Source organism: Mesorhizobium sp. M0306, assembly GCF_040321655.1.
GTDB lineage: Bacteria > Pseudomonadota > Alphaproteobacteria > Rhizobiales > Rhizobiaceae > Mesorhizobium.
The window spans coordinates 155,957-172,916 of sequence record NZ_JAMYRY010000002.1; the positions used below are offsets into that span (position 1 = coordinate 155,957).

Consider the following 16,960-nt stretch of genomic DNA (forward strand, 5'->3'; position numbering starts at 1 on the left):
CTCAGGCGGCCGAGCGCCGTCCCGGCATTGGCCCCGGCGCGACATGACCGATCGGCGTGACCAGCGTCAGGTCGGGATAGCCGCTCTCGATGAGCGCGACCGCGGCCTGCGTCACCTCGTCGTCCGGCTCCAGCATGGAGAGCAAGACCTCGGTCCCCTCGCCCACCAGGCGGCTGATGCCTTGCGCGTCGGCCGGTCCGCATTCGACCACGACCAGATCATAGGCGGTGGTCAGCGACTGCATGATGATCGGCAGCCGGTCGGCGGCGCGCATGGCGCGGACCGGATCGGCTGTGCCGACGGGAATAACGTGGCAGTCCGAATAGAGATCGGGGTGGATCACATCGCTGAACTGCGCTTGCGAGGCGAGCAGATCGGTGATGCCCGGAAACAGCCCGCTGTCCAGCATCGGCCGCGAGGCGGCACCCGAAGCGGTGAGATCAAGCAGCAGCACGCGTAGCCCGGCGTCGGAGACTGCGCGCGCCACCAGCACCGCCGAGGCGGTCGCCTCGTCGCCTTCTGGCGACACGAATATGGCGCGGGCGGCACCGGTGGCGATCAGTTTTTCCGCGGCCTTGTCGATGTCGACCTCGCCGAGGGTAGAACGTGCCGGTTCAATGTCTCCAGCAGCCATCTCAGAGTACTCCGGTTCGATTTTCTCGGCAGCCGCTTCCGCCACCGCGACGGGTTCCGGCTCCACTTTGGTTTCGATAATCTTGTCGTCGTCGGTCTCATCGATCTCGACGACTGCCGGTTCGGGCCGGGCAACCGGCGGGCCGGGCTCGGCCATTACGCGGTCGGCCTGGACAGCCGGCATCGCAACCTGCTCGATGCGCTCGAAATGGGCACCGGCGGCCGGACGCATGGCGCGGCCGGAAAACAGTTCCTGCAGCAGCGTGACGATCGCCATGATGAGCAACGAGCCGACAAAGGCCGCACTGACAATCGGACCAATCTTGGGGAAATAGGGTTCGGTCGGCACCTGGGCCTCCGAAAAAACGCGAGCGTCGACAGGCAGGTAGTTGCGATCCTTGCGTGCGGCCGCCTGGAGATAGCTGGACGAATAGAGATCGAGCTGCTGACGCTTGGTCGCGGCATCACGCTGCAGCGCATCGAGTTCCACCTGCTCTTCGCCGGCGCGGGCGGACGCCGCCTTCAGCGTGTTGACGTCGGCCATGAGTTGAGCCTCTCGCGCCTTCGCCGTCTCGGCCTGCGCCATCAGACCCTTCATGATCTTTTCCGCTTCGTTGCGGATCTGGCGGTCGAGATCGGCGAGCTGCGACTTCAGCGCGCGGATGCGCGGATGGTTGTCGAGCAAGGTGGTGGAAAGGTCGGCGATGTTGTTCTTGAGTTCGACTTGCCGCTCGCGCAGGCGCTGGATCAGTTCGGAAGACAACACCTCCGGAACGGCATCCAGCGAGCCGCCATTACGCAACGCCCTGCGCACGCTGTCGGCGGTCGCGTCCGCCGAAGCGCGGTTGGCGCGCACCCGTGACAGTTCGCTCGACAATTCGGACAGCTGCTGGGTGGCAAGCACCGAATTGTTGTTGCCCATCAAAAGATCGGACTGCGCACGGAATGCGGCAACCTTGGCTTCCGCCTCCTTCACCCGATTCTGCAGATCCGCGATTTCCGGCGCCAGAAAGTCGGTGGCGGCAGAATTCGATTCGAGCTTGGCATTGCCCTTGGAGGCGATATAGGCGTTTGCAATGGCGTTCGGGATCGCGGCGGCAAGCTTTGGATCCTCCGACGAGAACTCGATTGCTATCGCGCGGGTTTTTTCGACGCCATAGACGTTGAGCTTCTCATGCATTGCGTCCAGCACGCGCTCTTCCAGCGGGATCTCGAAGGGATCGCTTTTCAAGCCAACGAGGACAAGGGTGCGGCTCAGCGCCGACATCTTCAGCGCCTCGTCGAATTCGGGCAATTTCGCGAGGTTGAGCTTCGCCGCCACCTGTTTGAGGATGTCGGGGGACGAAATTATCTGGACCTCGGTGGCCACAGCCTCTTCGTCGGGAATCGACCGCTCGTTGCCGTTGGTACCGGCCGGCCGCGTGAACTCCGATTCTCGAGGCCCGATCTCCAGCTTGGCTGCCGCCTTGTATTCGGGCGTTGCAAGCCAGGCGAGCGCAAAGGCCAGGCCGGTTACCACCAGCGCGACGACAACGATGCGCAGCCAGTTTCGCGTCAGGCTGGCGAAAAGCTGCCTGAGATCGACGTCGACATCTGCGGCCGCGGATTGAACGGACATGCATCCCTGCTCCGGTACTGAGTCAGCATGCACCGTAAACAACTATGGTAACTCAGCCGTTAATATCGCGGTAAGAACCTGTTAGGCTCTACTAACAAGCCGCAAACAAGAGGCTGAAAACCATCTGCATTGGTCGATCGGCCCCGCATCGGCCGTGCGCCTTTACCGGCCATTAACCCTAACAGGATGATAACCGAGCTCGATCGTTAAGGTTTGCCGCAGAGTCGCCGGCTATTCAAAGGTACGTGTCCGCTCATGAAAAGCACTGCTCCCCTTTTCCGCGCGCTGCTTGCCGTATCGATGCTTTCGGGCTGCTCCAGCTACCGGCCGACGCCGGCCGCATTCCATGAAGTGCTCGACCAGCCCTATCGCCTCGGTGCCGGCGACCGCGTCCGCGTCACCGTGTTCGAGCAGGAAGGATTGACGAACACCTACAGCGTCGACCAGTCCGGCTATCTCTCGCTGCCGCTCGTCGGCAACGTGCCGGCGCGCGGCCATACCGCCCAGCAGCTCGAGGGCGAGATCGCCGAGAAACTGCGCCAGGGCTATTTGCGGGATCCCGACGTTTCGGTCGAAATCGATCGCTACCGACCGATCTTCGTCATGGGTGAAGTGGGCGCGGCGGGCCAGTATTCCTACGTTCCGGGCCTGACCGTGCAGAAAGCCGTCGCAATCGCCGGCGGGTTCACGCCGCGCGCCAACCAGGAAAGCGTCGACATTACCCGCGACATCAACGGCAAAGTGATAACTGGACGCGTGGTGACCTCCGACCCGCTGTTGCCCGGGGATACAGTCTACGTTCGCGAACGCCTGTTTTGATGTGCTGACCAAGTGGCGGACACACTCAGGATCGTCCACTGCTTTCGCTCACCGGTCGGAGGCATCTTCCGGCACGTGCGCGACCTGACCGAGGCTCAGGTCGCCGCCGGCCATGCCGTCGGCATCGTCTGCGATTCGACGACTGGGGGCGATTTCGAGGAACGGCTGTTCGAACAGATGAAAGGCAGCCTGGCGCTCGGTATTCACCGCACGCCGATGCAGCGGCATGTCGGGCCGGGCGATCTCGCCTCGGCCCGGCGCACCTATAGGATCATAAAAGAATTGCGGCCGGACGTGCTGCACGGGCATGGCGCCAAAGGTGGCGCCTATGCCCGTCTGTTCGGCTCATTGTTGCGGGTATCCAGGTCTCGCGTAGCCCGCCTTTATTCGCCGCATGGCGGCTCGCTCCACTATGACGAGACCACCGCCATGGGGAAGCTGTTCTTCGCGCTCGAGCGCTTCATGGCTCGCTTCACCGATTGCCTGTTGTTTGTTTCCGATTATGAGCGGCGGACTTATCGCAGGAAGGTCGGCGAGCCGCCCATTCCGAACGCTCTCGTCCACAACGGCCTGCGCGCCGCCGAGTTCGAGCCGGTGCGGACCGAGCACAATGCGGTTGACCTCCTCTATATCGGCATGATGCGAGACCTCAAAGGCCCGGACATCTTCATCGATGCGCTGGGGATAGCCGCAACGGGGCTCGGCCGCCCATTGAAAGCGCTGATGGTCGGCGATGGCGACGACCTGCCGCGCTATCGCGCCCAGGTGAATCAGAGCGGCCTGGACGTCGGTTTCCTGCCGCCGATGCCAGCCCGGCTCGCCTTCGCGCTGGCCAAGCTGGTCGTCGTTCCCTCGCGTGCGGAAGCCATGCCCTACATCGTTCTGGAAGCACTCGCCGCCGGCAAGCCGATCATTGCGACGTCGGTCGGGGGCATACCGGAAATCTTCGACACCGGCTCGCCTTCCCTGATCCGGCCCGACCCACGCGAACTTGGCGACAAGATAAGCACTGCACTGGCCGATCTCGACGCCTACAAGGGCCTGATGCCCGGCGCCGCCAACCTCAAGGCACGCTTCGGCGCCGATGTAATGGCCGCTGAAATCGAAAAAGCTTATTTCGCCGCGCTCAAACAATAGAGCAACTGGTTCCACTCGGCTGCAAAACGCCCTTGGTGAAAGCGTCTCCAAAGCCATCTGTTGTTTCAAGGGTTTCTTAGCTCTCTTTTGCTATTCACGTGAGGGAAACCTACGGACGCCCCATGAACGAAATCGATCCCGCGCGCCGTTTTTCGCTAGACGCGGTGCGCAAATTCGACGCCCCTGCCGAGAACAACACGGCCGGCGGCATGAACGACGTCGCCCGCCAGGTCGCCTCGCAATACCGGCGCGATACGATGTCGCCGATCATGGTGAGCGGCGTCCTGCGCATGGTTGAATTCGCGCTGCTGTTGGTGTCAGGTCTGGCCGTCTATTTCTATTACGTCGGCTTTTTCAACTATCTTGCCTGGCAGTACTCACTGACGATCGCCGCCACCTCGTTCCTCGCGGTCGTTCTGCTCGACGTCACCGACTGCTACCAGATCGTCGCGCTGATGCGGCCGATCGCCAATTTCGGCCGGCTCCTGCTCGTCTGGGCCGGAACCTTCGCCTTGATGGCGCTCACCGCCTTCACCATGAAAATGTCGGAAGACTATTCGCGCCTGCTCTTCGGCACGTGGTTCATCGTCGGTTTCGTGCTGATACTGGGTCTCCGCCTGGTGATGTCGAAGCTGATTCGGCGATGGGCGCGCGACGGGCGGATGGAGCGCCGCGCCGTCATCGTCGGCGGCGGCAAGGCGGCAGAGGTGCTGATCCGCTCGGTCGAAAAGCAGCCCTACAACGACATTCGCATTTGCGGCATCTTCGACGACCGCGGCGACAAGCGGTCGCCGCCGGTTGTCGCCGGTTATCCCAAGCTCGGCACAATTTCCGAACTCATCGAATTTGCCCGCATCGCGCGCATCGACATGCTGATCGTGTCGCTGCCGCTGACCGCGGAATCGCGCGTGCTGCAACTATTGAAGAAGCTGTGGGTGCTGCCGGTCGACATCCGGCTGTCGGCGCATTCGAACGCACTGCAGTTCAGGCCGCGTGCCTATTCCTACATCGGCTCGGTGCCGATGCTCGATATCTTCGACAAGCCGATCAACGACTGGGATTCGGTCGCCAAGCGCGCCTTCGACATTGTCTTTTCGATCATCGGCATCATCGTGTTCTCGCCGGTGATGCTGGCGACCGCAATCGCGATCAAACTCGACAGCAAGGGGCCGGTGCTGTTCCACCAGAAACGACACGGCTTCAACAACGAGATCATCGAGGTCTACAAGTTCCGGTCGATGTACACCGACAAGGCCGACCCGACGGCGAAGCAGACCGTGACCAAGAACGATCCACGCGTCACCCGCGTCGGCCGCTTCATCCGCAAGACCTCGATCGACGAATTGCCGCAGTTCTTCAATTCGCTGTTCGGTTCGCTGTCGCTGGTCGGGCCGCGCCCGCACGCCATTGCCGCGCAGTCGCACAACCTCCTCTACAATGAAGTGGTCGACGGCTATTTCGCCCGCCACAAGGTCAAGCCCGGTGTGACCGGCTGGGCGCAGATCAATGGCTGGCGCGGCGAGATGGACACCAACGAGAAGATTCGCATGCGGACGGAATACGACCTCTATTACATCGAGAACTGGTCGCTCTTGTTCGACCTCAGAATCCTGTTCCTGACGCCGATCTGTCTACTCAATACGGAAAACGCGTATTGAGCGCGACGGCCTACGAATTGCCGGCGGCGGCGGTCAACGCCAAGCTGATCGCACTGATTGCGTCGGGGGCGGTTTTCCTCGGCGTCTTCCTGTCCGGCTTCGTCATTGCCGAGCCCGCGCCGTACGACCTCTATATGATCGGGCTGATCGTGGTGTGGCCCTTGTTCGGCATGCGCATACAGCGCGCGGCGGTGCCGCTGCTGGTGCTGCTGGTTATCATGAACATCGGCGGTATGATCTCGATGACGCAGATGTCGGACCTCGCCGGCACGCCGCTCTATCTAGCCGTCTCGCTGTTCCTGGCCTTCACGGCCGTGTTCTTTGCTTCGGTAACGGCCGTCCAGCCCAGTCTCTACCGGGTGATCTTCGTCGCTTATGTGATGTCGGCGGTGCTGACCTCGCTGGTCGGCATAGCCGGCTATTTCCATGCCTTTCCAGGAGCGGAGATCTTCACCAAATACGACCGCGCCGCCGGCGCCTTCCAGGACCCGAACGTGTTCGGGCCTTTCCTGGTGCTGCCGGGCATCTACCTGCTCTATCTGCTGCTTACCGGCTCGGTCGCGCGCATGCCGCTATTGGCGGTGCCGCTGCTGATCATCACCGCCGGCATCTTCTTTTCCTTTTCGCGCGGCGCCTGGGGCATGTTCGCCGTTTCAGCGATCCTGCTGACCGGTGCCTTGTTCCTGCAGAGCGCCAGCGGCAAGTTCCGGCTGCGCGTCGTCGTCATGACCATCGCCGCCGTCGGACTGCTGGTCATCGCAACGATCGTCATCCTGCAACTGCCGGGCGTCGCGGAGATGTTCTCGAACCGCGCACAGCTCGAACAAAGCTACGACACCGCCCGCCTCGGCCGCTTCGCCCGCTACACGATCGGCTTTCAGATGGCACTGGAGCATCCGTTCGGCATCGGCCCGCTCGTCTTCGGCAAGATGTTCGGCGAGGACACGCACGACATCTGGCTGAAGATGCTGATGGATTACGGCTGGCTCGGCTTCGTGTCGTTCCTGACGCTGACGTGCTGGACGATCGCCGCCGGCTTCCGAATTCTGCTGCGCGACCGGCCCTGGCAGCCTTATCTTCTATGCGCCTACGTCGCCTTCATCGGCAATATCGGGCTCGGCACCTTCATCGACATCGACCACTGGCGCCATGTCTACCTGCTGCTCGGCCTGATCTGGGGTGCCATCGCGCTCGAATACCGCCACCAGTGGCAGTTGCGGGCGGCGCAGCGACCGGCAATCCCCGTTGCTGTTGCTTCAGGCAGGACAGCAACCGAATTCGGTTGACCGGAGCCTGTCTATCACGATACATCGCGACCGGTCCGGAGTGTAGCGCAGCCCGGTAGCGCACTTGACTGGGGGTCAAGGGGTCGTCGGTTCGAATCCGGCCACTCCGACCATTAAAATCCAAAGGCTTAGCCAGTTTCCCCCCAAACTGGCTATGCAGTCAGTAGCCGCATGGCACCGCCCAGCCGATGGGCCGCGGACGCGGTTTTCGGCGGCCTTGATGTTGCGCGGACTGGGCCAGGAGGCGATGGCGCCCGGCTTTCAGACGATCACCGATTGCATGACCGAGGCCGGCTCGACGTGGGGAGATCATGCGGTCCCTCAGTCGGCTGATCGCGGCCGACAAGAGGCGGCCGGCGCCGGCACTTACAATTTTACGCCCAGGTACAAAGATCATATTAGCCAGAGCGAACACAACGATTTCCGCGTTGATGCCGCAACGAAAGCTGCTTGCCCACGTTGCCATTGATCCGAAGCTCCACCAGGAGGACCATATGGCCGACGACAAGAGCACGCGCGACCGAGACCGCCTGGGGTCCAGCCAGGACTATGACTTGGAGCATTTCGCGCGGCAGAATGGCATCGCCGTGGACCAGGTCCCCGAACTGATCCGGGCCAATGACAACGACCGCGCGGGCGTTGCGGAAGCCACCAAGGCCCTCCGGCGGGCGGCCGGCCGGAGCCGATCGGACGGCAAGGGAGATCCGCCAGGAAAGAGCACGAATGCACCTCGGCGAAGCGAAACTGATTGCCAAAAAAGGTGATTGTCACCAATGGGCGAGGACGAGACCGACCGCGAGCGTATCAAGTATCTTCATGCGCGGCTGCTCGCAGATGAGACCGGTATAACGGAGGCGCAGGCCCGCGATCTCATCGAAATGATTGGAATTGACCACGCATCACTCGTGCGCGAGGCACGGATGCTGAAGTCTAGCCAGAAGCCCGCCGAGAAACCGCTTTGCCAACCGTCACCCGTCAGCCTGTGTTCCACCTTCAATAAAAAAGGTCCCGCCGCACATGCCAGAACGGCGGGACTCGATCAGGCGCCTTGCATCAGGCAGGGGTGACTCGGGGGTTGGGCATGCCCGGTGCGCGCGGATCGTAATGAACCCTAGGCGCATCAGCTGCAATGCGTCCACCAACCGTCGGTTGGAAAGGACTAGTTCAACGCCGGCGGCTGGCCTGGCCTGAAACTTTTCAGGGCGGCAGCGATGCCCATCATGACGGAGGGGTCAGGAAAGTCGAGCAAGCGCAACGTGCCCGGCCCTCGTTGCTTGCGGGAATGCCGGAAGCATCAATGGCAGCAAGCATGAAGAACCCAACCTGGATGCTGGCGGCATGCGAACGAAACGTGGCAGCTCACTCCGCCGGTTTCCGTGAAGACGCCTGCCGCCAAGATGGCGACGAGCGCATCGTCCGCTACCGCGATTGGCGGCTGAACGCAAACAAGCACGCCGCGTCTTTCGGCACGGCGGGCTTCAGGCAGAAAATCAGTCGTAGATCTTAACAATTTTGCGGGTACCTGGATCCACCAGGACGGTTCGTCCCTCGACGACTACATAGCGGTACTGAACGTCCGGCACTTCGTAAAGCTCGACTGTGTCGGGCAGAGCGGTGCCAATGTTGAGCTCAACACCGGGAAGGCTCAGGGATGCTATCGGCTTCTTCTTTACATACTCCCGGATCACCATGTCTTGCTCAGGCTGAATGATGACGTCCTGGGCGGCGGCAGTTCCAATACCTACGAAAAGAAAAATTCCTGTCGCAGCAGATAAGAGTTACTTTCCCATATAGCAGTCCTCCAGCAAGGCAACCTTCCGCTACAGCGCTTGATGCTCCCGTGCGGGGCTACTTACCTAAACGGGCCAAAGGACTTGTTGTTCCGCTGGCGGTGGGCGAACCCCTCTGCCACGGCCATGAGGCCGCCAACGAACAAGCGCACGCTCAAGGCTTAGTTTCTTCCTGAGGAGGAGCTTTTGGGTCAGGACAATCAGGATAGGGCAATTCTTCACACGGAGAGGGCCTGTCGCCAACGCTGCCATAACGTTCCACGAGTTTTGCGAAACCGTAGGCGAAGGCGAAAAGAAGCGCGAGGACAACCGCTATTCGGACGGCCATACCGTATTGTAGCAGGATCCTCCCATTGGAGCGCGGGCGGCGTTTTTAATACGTTCGAATGTTGAGTTCGAAAAAGGTTGGCTCTAGTTGAATTGCCGTCGTCCGCAGTTGTAAGGGCGAGCGGACGCTTCGAAGATGACACGCCCTTTCGCCCTTTTCGGGAGAGATGCAATGTCGCTTCAAGGAGCTACCTGTCCTGCCGAGCTGACCATGTTGACCAAAGCACTTGATGCCCGATTCCGTGAATTAGGCCTCGCTGACGGCGATAAAGGCAGAGAAGTGCTCGGCCGCAGGGTGATGGATTTGTTCGAAAGTGGTCAGCTCAGCGCCGAAGATTTGAGACTGGCTCTGAGCGGCGAGATTTTTAACGCCAAAAATCCTCCGGCCGGAGCCGGTGGGCTTTGATACGGCAAGCGACTATCCGCGCAACCATTTGAATTATTGGTCCAGCGTAGGCTTCCGTGCACGCAAGGGCGCGCGTGAACAAATGTGATTTTGCGGTCGGTGCCAGACGGGCTAATCTTCCCAACGAATATCCAATGAAAGAGGAGAATGATCATGAAGACATTCCTCGCAATAGCCGCCGCACTGACCATGTTCATATCAGCTGCCTCTGCGGATTGCCCCGCGCATTCAAAGGTCCAGGCATCGGTCGACACGCAGACGAGGACAGCGAGTGTCGAGAAGGCCGATATGTCGACTGCCACGGACGCTCAGACGATCAAGAAAGAAGAGCCACAGAAGACCGAATAGCGGTAACGCTCAGCGGATCCCGCGACCCGGATAAATGGCTACTGGCACACATCCACCCACTCGGCGTCGACGAGTTCGGCCAGGCTTTGCGGGCTGAGCCGCACGGCGGCATTCGTCGCGCCTGCCGCCGGGACGACCTCGTCAAAGGCGCGCAGCGAGATGTCGCAGTAGACCGGGAGCGGCGCCGGTAGGCCGAACGGGCACACCCCACCGACGGGATGATCGGTCGCTGCGAGCACCTGCTCGGCATCCAGCATTCGCGCCTTGCCACCAAACCGGTCCTTGAATTTGCGATTGTCCAGCCTGGAGATCCCGCTGGCCACGATCAGCATCGTCTGGTCGCCGGCGCGCAAGCAGATCGTCTTGGCAATCTGCGCCGGCGCTACGCCATGCGCTTCGGCGGCCAGAGGCACCGTCGCCGAGCTTGCCTCCGTGACGATGACGTCAATGTCGGGCGCGTGGGCGGCGAAGAAGGCGCGAACGGATTCGAGGCTCATCTCCAGCAATTTCCGTCTGGCGTCGCCGTGGCGGCCGGCAAGTCCACTACGTGGCCGAAAAAACGAAGCCCGCCAGGGCGACCCATGGCGAGCTCGTGGAATAAAAGCATGGTACGCCGCTACGACACGGATCGCCTTTTGGCAGGCAACACGGCTTCGTCAAACAGAGCGCTTTCCGGAAGTTGAAGCGCGGAGGCAATACGCCGACGTTTCGAAGGATCGGCATCCTTGCCGCTTTCAATGTCGGCGATCTCATAGGCTGCCAGCCCGCACGCCAGGGACAGCTCTTCGATGCTGTATCCACGGGCTTCCCGGGCGGTTCGGACGGCACTGCGTTCAGGCGTAACCGCGCTCGCCGCCAGTTCGGAGTAAGCTTCGCGTTTTGCTATTTGGGGCATTGGCAACTCCGTGGGATGAAAGAGTTAGATCAAATCATGTTTTTGCCTGAGACGATCGGGAGAATGCCCGCTCGCCGGTGATTTGCCAAGCATCAAAGATAGCGTCACGGCATCGTGAACCGACGCCGGAATGAATGGCGGATGCCGGCGAGCTGACATCTGGCCGGATCGTCAGCAGACACAGTTCGGAAACAAAATTCTACAGGCCGGAAAAACTGCCGAAAAACTCCAAGGCGATAGTCCCAACCGCAGCGCTCGAGTCACCGACCTGAATCAGTGACGCTCAAATTCCGCCTGCGCAAAAAGGAAACGATGTCATGAACAAGCCTCTTCTCTCCGCCCTTGGGCGGCGCTCTTGCCGGGCTTTCCGTGTCGGCGAAAAAGGGCGGCGGTCCGCTGACCACCGCCATTTGCTTATCTCAACGTGCCGATCTTGAACGCCCTCGCGGTGCTTGTTGCTGCCGGCCGCCGAGGAACAGACTGGCGACCAGCCCGACCAGAACCAGCCCCACAGCGGCCGCCGTCGCCGGGTGATCTCGGGCGGTCTTCTCGATCGCCCGGCCTTGCCTTCTGATTGTCGGCAAGGCGTCGCCGAGGCGCTCAGTGATATCCGAATAATAATCCGACGCGGTATCGCGCCCGTCTTCGTAAAAGGCGCCGCCCTGCTTCAACACGGCTTTCTTCAAGGTGGCCAGTTCCCTGGTCAAGGCCGCGACCTGCTTGTTCAGATCGGTGTCGGAGATGCTCGAAAGCGATGCCATGACGTGCTTCCTTCAGCTGTAGAAGGAAGCCTAACGCATGACCCTGAAGACCGTTCCGGTCAGCCCGGCGGGCTCTAGCGAACCTGATCGAGCAGGCGCTTGCATTCAAGGAGGTCGAACAGCGCCTCCTGCAGCAAAGCGCGATTGTCACGGGAAAGTTTTGACGTGTCCGGCGGAACCGGACCTTCCTCGTCGGTCTTGCCGATGCCGAAAAAACGACGGCTGGGTTTCACCCTCGGCTGGCCGACCAGCATTTCGTCGTCCGGGCCGCGCGGCTGCGCCGCTTGCGTCAGCGGTACCGTGTCAGCCTGTCGGCGCTGCGAGATCGCCTCGACCGCCGCCATGTCGCCACTGCCGACGGCGATCAGAAACTGGTTGCCGTTCTCGCGCAACAGCTTCTGCACCCCCTTGATCGTATAGCCCTGATCGTAGAGCATATGGCGAATACCCTTGATCAGTTCGACGTCCTGCGGACGGTAGTAGCGGCGGCCGCCGCCGCGCTTCATCGGCTTGATCTGGTTGAAACGCGTCTCCCAGAAGCGCAGCACGTGCTGCGGCAAATCCAGATCCTCCGCGACCTCGCTGATGGTGCGGAAAGCATCAGGGCTCTTGTCCATGGGCGAATCCTCACGCTAGAGCATGATCGCGAAGGCGGGAACCGGGTTCGGGCGACATCACGCTTAACAAAGAGAGCAGCTTTCCGTCCCGCCGGAGCGGATCACACCCAAATACCGATCCGGCCTACCGAATCGCATCTTATTTCAGCGGTTTATGAAACAATATTCAAGCCCAGCGCAAAAGCAGGGTTCGTTTTTCAACCGAAGCCTGGAGCATGATTCTCGGCAAAGTGGATCGGGCGTCTACTTGCTGCCCTTGGCTTTGCTGTTTTGATGGGAGCGCAGGATACGGTTCTTCAGCACGTTCGACGACTTGAAGGTCATCACCCGGCGCGGCAGGATCGGCACTTCCTCACCGGTCTTGGGATTGCGCCCGATGCGCTCGTTTTTGGAGCGGACGTGGAAGGTCGCGAAGGACGACAGCTTCACCGTCTCGCCGCGAACGATCGCCTCGCAGATCTCATTCAGCACCGCCTCGACAAGCTCGGCCGATTCAGTACGCGACAGCCCAACCTTGCGGTAAACGGCTTCGGCGAGGTCGGCGCGCGTAAGTGTCTTTCCCCCCATACGAACCGTCCCATCAGCTCAAAAACATAAATCGATACAAGCAACGGCAGAACCTAAGTAATTGATCCGTCAAGGTCAAGGACCCGAACCCGATAGTTCGGCACTTACCAGCGGAGCAGGACGGCGCCCCAGGTGAAGCCGCCGCCCATCGCCTCAAGCAGTACTAGGTCACCCTTTTTGATGCGACCGTCGGCGACGGCCGCGGACAGTGCCAGCGGCACGGAAGCAGCCGAGGTATTACCGTGCAAATCGACGGTCACCACCACCTTCCGCTCCTCTATCCCGAGCTTTTTGGCCGAAGCGTCAATAATTCGTTTATTGGCTTGATGCGGCACGAACCAGTCGAGATCGGCGGCGCTGACGCCGGCCTGTGCGAACGTCGCCTCGATGACGTCGGTGATCATGCCAACCGCATGCTTGAACACTTCGCGGCCTTCCATCCTGAGGTGCCCGACCGTTCCTGTGGTCGACGGCCCACCGTCGACGAAAAGCTTGTCCTTGTGGATGCCGTCGGAGCGCAGGCTGGCCGCCAGAACGCCTCGGTCGGCGATGCCGCCTGCCCCCGTGCCTGCTTCCAGCACCATCGCGCCGGCGCCGTCGCCGAACAAAACGCAGGTCGAGCGGTCGTTCCAGTCGAGAATGCGCGAAAACGTTTCCGAGCCGATCACCAGCACGCGTCTGGCCAAGCCGCTGCGGATATAGAGGTCGGCGGTCGTCACTGCATAGACGAAGCCGGAGCAGACCGCCTGCAGGTCGAAGGCAAAACCGTGGTGCATGCCGAGCCGGTTCTGGATCTCGACCGCGGTCGCGGGAAAGGTGTTGTTGGGCGTCGAGGTCGCCAGCACGATCAGGTCGATGTCGTCAGCCGTCAGGCCGGCGTTGTCGAGGGCTGCGCGCGCTGCCGCCTCGCCCAGCGAGGCCGTCGTCTCGTCGTCGGCCGCGATGTGGCGCTGGCGAATACCGGTGCGCTGGACGATCCACTCGTCCGACGTCTCGACCATGCCTTCGAAATCGGCATTCTTCATAATGCGGCGGGGCAGCGCGGCGCCCGTGCCGCGCACGACTGATCTGATCAATGCTCTTTCCTATTCCTTTGCGTCGATGACGACGTCGGATTTCCGGATTGTCTGGGCATTCGGATTGCGGGCATGGAACAGGTCGAGATCGGCTTCGATGCGGTCAAGCAGATTGTTACGCACCATGTCGTAGCCAAGCTCGATCGCCGCCGCGAAGCCATCCGAATCAGCCCCGCCATGGCTTTTCACCACGATGCCGTTCAACCCGAGGAAGACGCCGCCATTGGAGCGGCCGACATCCATCTTCTCGCGCAGACGATCGAAGGCGGTCTTGGCAAAGATATAGCCGATCCTGGCCATCAGCGTCCGGTTCATCGCCGCGCGCAGATAGCCGGCGATCTGCCTGACCGTGCCTTCCGCCGTCTTGAGCGCGATATTGCCGGCAAATCCTTCGGTAACGACGACGTCGACACTGCCCTTGCCGATGTCGTCACCCTCGACAAAGCCATGGTAGTTCATCGAGGCCATGTTGGCCTCGCGCAGCATACGGCCCGCCTCCTTGACCTCCTCCTGGCCCTTGATCTCCTCGACGCCGACATTGAGCAGGCCGACGCTCGGCCGTTCGATGCCGAAAACCGAGCGCGCCATGCCGGTGCCTAGAATGGCAAAATCAACCAGTTGATGCGCATCGGCGCCGATGGTAGCGCCGACGTCCAGTACCACGCTTTCGCCGCGCAATGTCGGCCAGAGCGCCGCGATTGCCGGGCGATCGATGGTCGCCATGGTGCGAAGGCAGAATCTGGACATCGCCATCAACGCGCCGGTATTGCCGGCCGAGATGCAGGCATCGGCAGTGCCTGCCTTGACCGCCTCGACGGCCTTCCACATCGATGATTTCCAGCGACCATGGCGCAGCGCCTGGCTCGGCTTGTCGTCCATCCGGACTGCGATCTCGCAGTGGATGAACTCGCTCACTTCCGCCAGCTTGGGGAATTTGGCGAGTTCGGGCCGTACCACTTCTTCACGCCCATAAATGACGAAGCGTATATCCGGCCGGCGGGTGGCGACAGTCATGAGCGCCGGGATGACCACGCTTGGCCCGTGATCGCCGCCCATGGCATCAATGGAAATCCTGATCACGCGGTGTTCATCTCACGGTTGCTTGGCCAGCGGGCTTGCCAAGGTACGGGGCTCGCGAAGGTTCGGCGAAAATAACGGTTTTGGGCTGCCACACAACCAACTTTTCTCAAATTGGGTCAGCTATCAGGATTTTCCCAATAGTGATCTGAGCTTTTGCTGGAATTCATTCTCCACAGGCTCGGCATCGCCGGCGGCCTCCAGCGACACACCCGGCTTGCGCGGATAGGGATCGATCGCCAAGCCAAAGAACTGTTCGGCAAGCGCCCCGACGTCGATCGCGTCGCCGGAAAAGGTTTCCGGGCTATCCGGCCCTTCGGCGTCGAGCAGGATCTCACCGCCGCCGTCGAAACCTTGCCGCCCGAGCTTGGATTGCTCCGGCAGGAACAGTGCTTCGATCGGCTCGTCGATATGCGCCTCGACCGGGTCGAGGGTGACGATGCAGGCCTGCGTTATATCGGCCTCGACATGGCCGCTGACTTTCACTCCGTTGCGCTTCCAGGGCTCGACCAGGAGTTCGGCGCGATAGTTTTCGACCGAAAGCAGCTCGTGCTCGGCGGCCAGCAGGGCGCGCTGCCCGGCGTCGGCATCGATCACCACCGGCAGCCCCTTTTGCGGCAGCCGGGCGACATTTGCCCGGAATGACACTGGGCTGTGGGTATCAGGATGTTTCATCTTCGCCTCCACTTCGCCACCTTCATTCGGCCTGCCGCCGCTCAAGCGTTGGCCACGGGAAATGCCACCGTGCCGGAAACGATCGATTCGGTCGGCTGTTGCGTAAGTTGCCTGGATGCATCGGCGGCATAGAGTGCCAGTTGCGACGCTTGCGGCCAGGCGCCGGCATCGGGCCTGACATTGCGGGCAAGGGCGGCGGCAAGTGCATCATGGTCATTTCGTTGCAGCGCATCGTCATAGGCGGCGGTGCGGCCATAGAACATCTTCGCCAGTTTCCGCATGCGCTTCGGCACGCCGACGTCGCCAATGCCCAATTCCCGCAACGAATGTTCGACATCCATGAAGAACTCGTCGATCAGCACCTGCGCAACCTCTGCCGCAGCACCACCCTCGCCGCGCAACCGGTGCTGGAACAGGAACATGTGCAACGACAGCATCTCGAAGCGGCCGAGCGGCGTGTCCGGCACGTTCCAGGCGGAATAAAACACCGTTTGCCGCGCCGCCGCCACGATTTGTGCGTAAAGCGCCTCGGTGATGGCGCGGTTGGCATGACGTTCGCGGCCAAAGAGGCGCTGGAACATTTGAGGGTGGTCTCCCGGGACCGTTTGTTGAAGTGGCCTTGTTGCATCGGCAAGCAAGCTGGTTTACCGGTTTTGCGGCCCAGCGCAAGTTGCGGCCAGCTTATGGAGTTGTAGTTGCGCGCGCTGAAATTCAAGTCGACTTTCCTGCCCAGGCCCGCCGGTGCGGTTTCGCTGCTGGTGATCGCCGCGGCGCTTTCCGCCTGCAATTCGTCCAAGATGATCGGCGATCTCAATCCGAGCGAGACGCTGACGCAGGGCTACGTCATTGACCAGCAGGCGATCGACCTGGTGCCGGTCGGCTCAAGTCGCGAACAGGTGCTGCTGGCGCTCGGCACTCCCTCGACGAAGGCGACCTTCGACAACGAGGCCTTTTATTACATTTCGCAGACGCGCAAGCGCTATGTCGCCTTCGACAAGCCGCGGCTGGTCGACCAGCATGTGCTGGCGGTCTATTTTGGCGATGACGGGCGCGTCACCCAGATCGCCAATTACGGCCTGAAGGACGGCAAGGTGTTCGACTTCATCTCGCGCACCACGCCGACCGGCGGCAAGGACCAGAACTTCCTCAGCCAGATCATCAGTGGCGCCAGCAAGCTGGCGCCTGGTGTTCCGGGCGCCAGCGGCAGCAGCACGCTCGGCGGCACCTGATCCACCCCGGCGGTATCGGCTTTCGTTCCTTTCGCTTCCCT

General features: G+C 61.4%; 21 protein-coding genes and 1 tRNA gene. 11 read left to right on the plus strand and 11 right to left on the minus strand.

Translation table 11 applies throughout. The features are described 5' to 3' along the window. Nucleotide 1: 1 nt before the first annotated feature. Entirely contained in the window at nucleotides 2-2,251 is a 2,250-nt protein-coding gene (locus NKI95_RS05695) for a GumC family protein (protein ID WP_352714799.1), read from the minus strand. Nucleotides 2,252-2,506: 255 nt separating this feature from the next. On the opposite strand from NKI95_RS05695, the gene NKI95_RS05700 reads away from it, so the two are divergent. The 8 genes from NKI95_RS05700 (at nucleotide 2,507) to NKI95_RS05735 (ending at nucleotide 8,658) form a co-directional block, all read left to right on the plus strand. Further along, a complete protein-coding gene (locus tag NKI95_RS05700) occupies nucleotides 2,507-3,070 on the plus strand; it encodes a polysaccharide biosynthesis/export family protein (RefSeq protein ID WP_254817578.1) in 564 nt (187 codons plus the stop codon). A 12-nt stretch (nucleotides 3,071-3,082) separates the two neighbouring features. Next, on the plus strand, nucleotides 3,083-4,207 hold the full coding sequence (locus NKI95_RS05705; protein WP_352714801.1) for a glycosyltransferase family 4 protein: 1,125 nt from the start codon (nucleotides 3,083-3,085) through the stop codon (nucleotides 4,205-4,207). Between the two features lie 122 nt (nucleotides 4,208-4,329). Continuing rightward, on the plus strand, nucleotides 4,330-5,865 hold the full coding sequence (locus tag NKI95_RS05710; RefSeq protein ID WP_352714803.1) for an undecaprenyl-phosphate glucose phosphotransferase: 1,536 nt from the start codon (nucleotides 4,330-4,332) through the stop codon (nucleotides 5,863-5,865). Next, a complete protein-coding gene (locus NKI95_RS05715) occupies nucleotides 5,862-7,151 on the plus strand; it encodes an O-antigen ligase family protein (protein WP_352714805.1) in 1,290 nt (429 codons plus the stop codon). The genes NKI95_RS05710 and NKI95_RS05715 overlap by 4 nt, the downstream gene beginning before the upstream one ends. A gap of 36 nt (nucleotides 7,152-7,187) precedes the next feature. Beyond that, nucleotides 7,188-7,264, plus strand: a tRNA-Pro gene (locus NKI95_RS05720). Between the two features lie 381 nt (nucleotides 7,265-7,645). Next, nucleotides 7,646-7,915, plus strand: a complete 270-nt coding sequence (locus NKI95_RS05725; RefSeq protein ID WP_352714807.1) for a hypothetical protein — start codon at nucleotides 7,646-7,648, stop codon at nucleotides 7,913-7,915. Between the two features lie 9 nt (nucleotides 7,916-7,924). Beyond that, nucleotides 7,925-8,218, plus strand: coding sequence for a hypothetical protein (locus NKI95_RS05730; RefSeq protein WP_352714809.1), 294 nt, complete (start codon nucleotides 7,925-7,927; stop codon nucleotides 8,216-8,218). 230 nt (nucleotides 8,219-8,448) lie between these two features. Further along, nucleotides 8,449-8,658, plus strand: coding sequence for a hypothetical protein (locus NKI95_RS05735; RefSeq protein WP_352714811.1), 210 nt, complete (start codon nucleotides 8,449-8,451; stop codon nucleotides 8,656-8,658). Here the strand turns inward: NKI95_RS05735 and NKI95_RS05740 are convergent. After that, nucleotides 8,642-8,908: a DUF1236 domain-containing protein gene (locus tag NKI95_RS05740; protein ID WP_352715231.1), complete on the minus strand. Its 267-nt coding sequence runs from the start codon at nucleotides 8,906-8,908 to the stop codon at nucleotides 8,642-8,644. The two genes, NKI95_RS05735 and NKI95_RS05740, sit on opposite strands and share 17 nt — an antisense overlap. Before the next feature lie 532 nt (nucleotides 8,909-9,440). Between NKI95_RS05740 and NKI95_RS05745 the strand changes: the two genes are divergently transcribed. Together NKI95_RS05745 and NKI95_RS05750 are read left to right on the plus strand one after the other, a co-directional pair. Further along, nucleotides 9,441-9,674, plus strand: coding sequence for a hypothetical protein (locus tag NKI95_RS05745; protein WP_352714813.1), 234 nt, complete (start codon nucleotides 9,441-9,443; stop codon nucleotides 9,672-9,674). A gap of 153 nt (nucleotides 9,675-9,827) precedes the next feature. Further along, nucleotides 9,828-10,022: a hypothetical protein gene (locus NKI95_RS05750; RefSeq protein WP_352714814.1), complete on the plus strand. Its 195-nt coding sequence runs from the start codon at nucleotides 9,828-9,830 to the stop codon at nucleotides 10,020-10,022. A 38-nt stretch (nucleotides 10,023-10,060) separates the two neighbouring features. Here NKI95_RS05750 and NKI95_RS05755 read toward each other — a convergent pair whose 3' ends face one another. The 9 genes from NKI95_RS05755 to NKI95_RS05795 form a co-directional block, all read right to left on the minus strand. Further along, nucleotides 10,061-10,519, minus strand: coding sequence for a YbaK/EbsC family protein (locus tag NKI95_RS05755; protein ID WP_352715232.1), 459 nt, complete (start codon nucleotides 10,517-10,519; stop codon nucleotides 10,061-10,063). Nucleotides 10,520-10,638: 119 nt separating this feature from the next. Beyond that, nucleotides 10,639-10,917, minus strand: a complete 279-nt coding sequence (locus NKI95_RS05760; RefSeq protein WP_352714816.1) for a helix-turn-helix domain-containing protein — start codon at nucleotides 10,915-10,917, stop codon at nucleotides 10,639-10,641. Nucleotides 10,918-11,336: 419 nt separating this feature from the next. After that, nucleotides 11,337-11,678, minus strand: a complete 342-nt coding sequence (locus NKI95_RS05765) for a hypothetical protein (RefSeq protein WP_352714818.1) — start codon at nucleotides 11,676-11,678, stop codon at nucleotides 11,337-11,339. A 74-nt stretch (nucleotides 11,679-11,752) separates the two neighbouring features. After that, a complete protein-coding gene (locus NKI95_RS05770) occupies nucleotides 11,753-12,295 on the minus strand; it encodes a MerR family transcriptional regulator (RefSeq protein ID WP_023674511.1) in 543 nt (180 codons plus the stop codon). 243 nt (nucleotides 12,296-12,538) lie between these two features. Beyond that, a complete protein-coding gene (locus tag NKI95_RS05775; protein WP_023717292.1) occupies nucleotides 12,539-12,862 on the minus strand; it encodes an integration host factor subunit alpha in 324 nt (107 codons plus the stop codon). Nucleotides 12,863-12,966: 104 nt separating this feature from the next. Then, entirely contained in the window at nucleotides 12,967-13,938 is a 972-nt protein-coding gene (locus NKI95_RS05780; protein WP_352714820.1) for a beta-ketoacyl-ACP synthase III, read from the minus strand. A 9-nt stretch (nucleotides 13,939-13,947) separates the two neighbouring features. Then, complete coding sequence (gene plsX / locus NKI95_RS05785; protein ID WP_352449317.1) at nucleotides 13,948-15,018, minus strand: phosphate acyltransferase PlsX; 1,071 nt, start codon at nucleotides 15,016-15,018, stop codon at nucleotides 13,948-13,950. A 123-nt stretch (nucleotides 15,019-15,141) separates the two neighbouring features. Beyond that, nucleotides 15,142-15,690: a YceD family protein gene (locus NKI95_RS05790; protein WP_352714822.1), complete on the minus strand. Its 549-nt coding sequence runs from the start codon at nucleotides 15,688-15,690 to the stop codon at nucleotides 15,142-15,144. A gap of 41 nt (nucleotides 15,691-15,731) precedes the next feature. Beyond that, entirely contained in the window at nucleotides 15,732-16,271 is a 540-nt protein-coding gene (locus NKI95_RS05795) for a ubiquinol-cytochrome C chaperone family protein (protein WP_352714824.1), read from the minus strand. A gap of 114 nt (nucleotides 16,272-16,385) precedes the next feature. Here NKI95_RS05795 and NKI95_RS05800 point away from each other — a divergent pair, with 114 nt between their 5' ends. Continuing rightward, entirely contained in the window at nucleotides 16,386-16,919 is a 534-nt protein-coding gene (locus tag NKI95_RS05800; RefSeq protein ID WP_352714826.1) for an outer membrane protein assembly factor BamE, read from the plus strand. Nucleotides 16,920-16,960: the final 41 nt, after the last annotated feature.

Coding starts and splice junctions, on each gene's coding strand:
- NKI95_RS05730 (WP_352714809.1), top strand. CDS start 7,925: ATGGGCGAGGACGAGACCGACCGCGAGCGTATCAAGTATCTTCATGCG.
- NKI95_RS05755 (WP_352715232.1), bottom strand. CDS start 10,519: ATGAGCCTCGAATCCGTTCGCGCCTTCTTCGCCGCCCACGCGCCCGAC.
- NKI95_RS05725 (WP_352714807.1), top strand. CDS start 7,646: ATGGCCGACGACAAGAGCACGCGCGACCGAGACCGCCTGGGGTCCAGC.
- NKI95_RS05795 (WP_352714824.1), bottom strand. CDS start 16,271: ATGTTCCAGCGCCTCTTTGGCCGCGAACGTCATGCCAACCGCGCCATC.
- NKI95_RS05695 (WP_352714799.1), bottom strand. CDS start 2,251: ATGTCCGTTCAATCCGCGGCCGCAGATGTCGACGTCGATCTCAGGCAG.
- NKI95_RS05775 (WP_023717292.1), bottom strand. CDS start 12,862: ATGGGGGGAAAGACACTTACGCGCGCCGACCTCGCCGAAGCCGTTTAC.
- NKI95_RS05750 (WP_352714814.1), top strand. CDS start 9,828: ATGAAGACATTCCTCGCAATAGCCGCCGCACTGACCATGTTCATATCA.
- NKI95_RS05710 (WP_352714803.1), top strand. CDS start 4,330: ATGAACGAAATCGATCCCGCGCGCCGTTTTTCGCTAGACGCGGTGCGC.
- NKI95_RS05745 (WP_352714813.1), top strand. CDS start 9,441: ATGTCGCTTCAAGGAGCTACCTGTCCTGCCGAGCTGACCATGTTGACC.
- NKI95_RS05760 (WP_352714816.1), bottom strand. CDS start 10,917: ATGCCCCAAATAGCAAAACGCGAAGCTTACTCCGAACTGGCGGCGAGC.
- NKI95_RS05765 (WP_352714818.1), bottom strand. CDS start 11,678: ATGGCATCGCTTTCGAGCATCTCCGACACCGATCTGAACAAGCAGGTC.
- NKI95_RS05735 (WP_352714811.1), top strand. CDS start 8,449: ATGGCAGCAAGCATGAAGAACCCAACCTGGATGCTGGCGGCATGCGAA.
- NKI95_RS05770 (WP_023674511.1), bottom strand. CDS start 12,295: ATGGACAAGAGCCCTGATGCTTTCCGCACCATCAGCGAGGTCGCGGAG.
- NKI95_RS05700 (WP_254817578.1), top strand. CDS start 2,507: ATGAAAAGCACTGCTCCCCTTTTCCGCGCGCTGCTTGCCGTATCGATG.
- NKI95_RS05790 (WP_352714822.1), bottom strand. CDS start 15,690: ATGAAACATCCTGATACCCACAGCCCAGTGTCATTCCGGGCAAATGTC.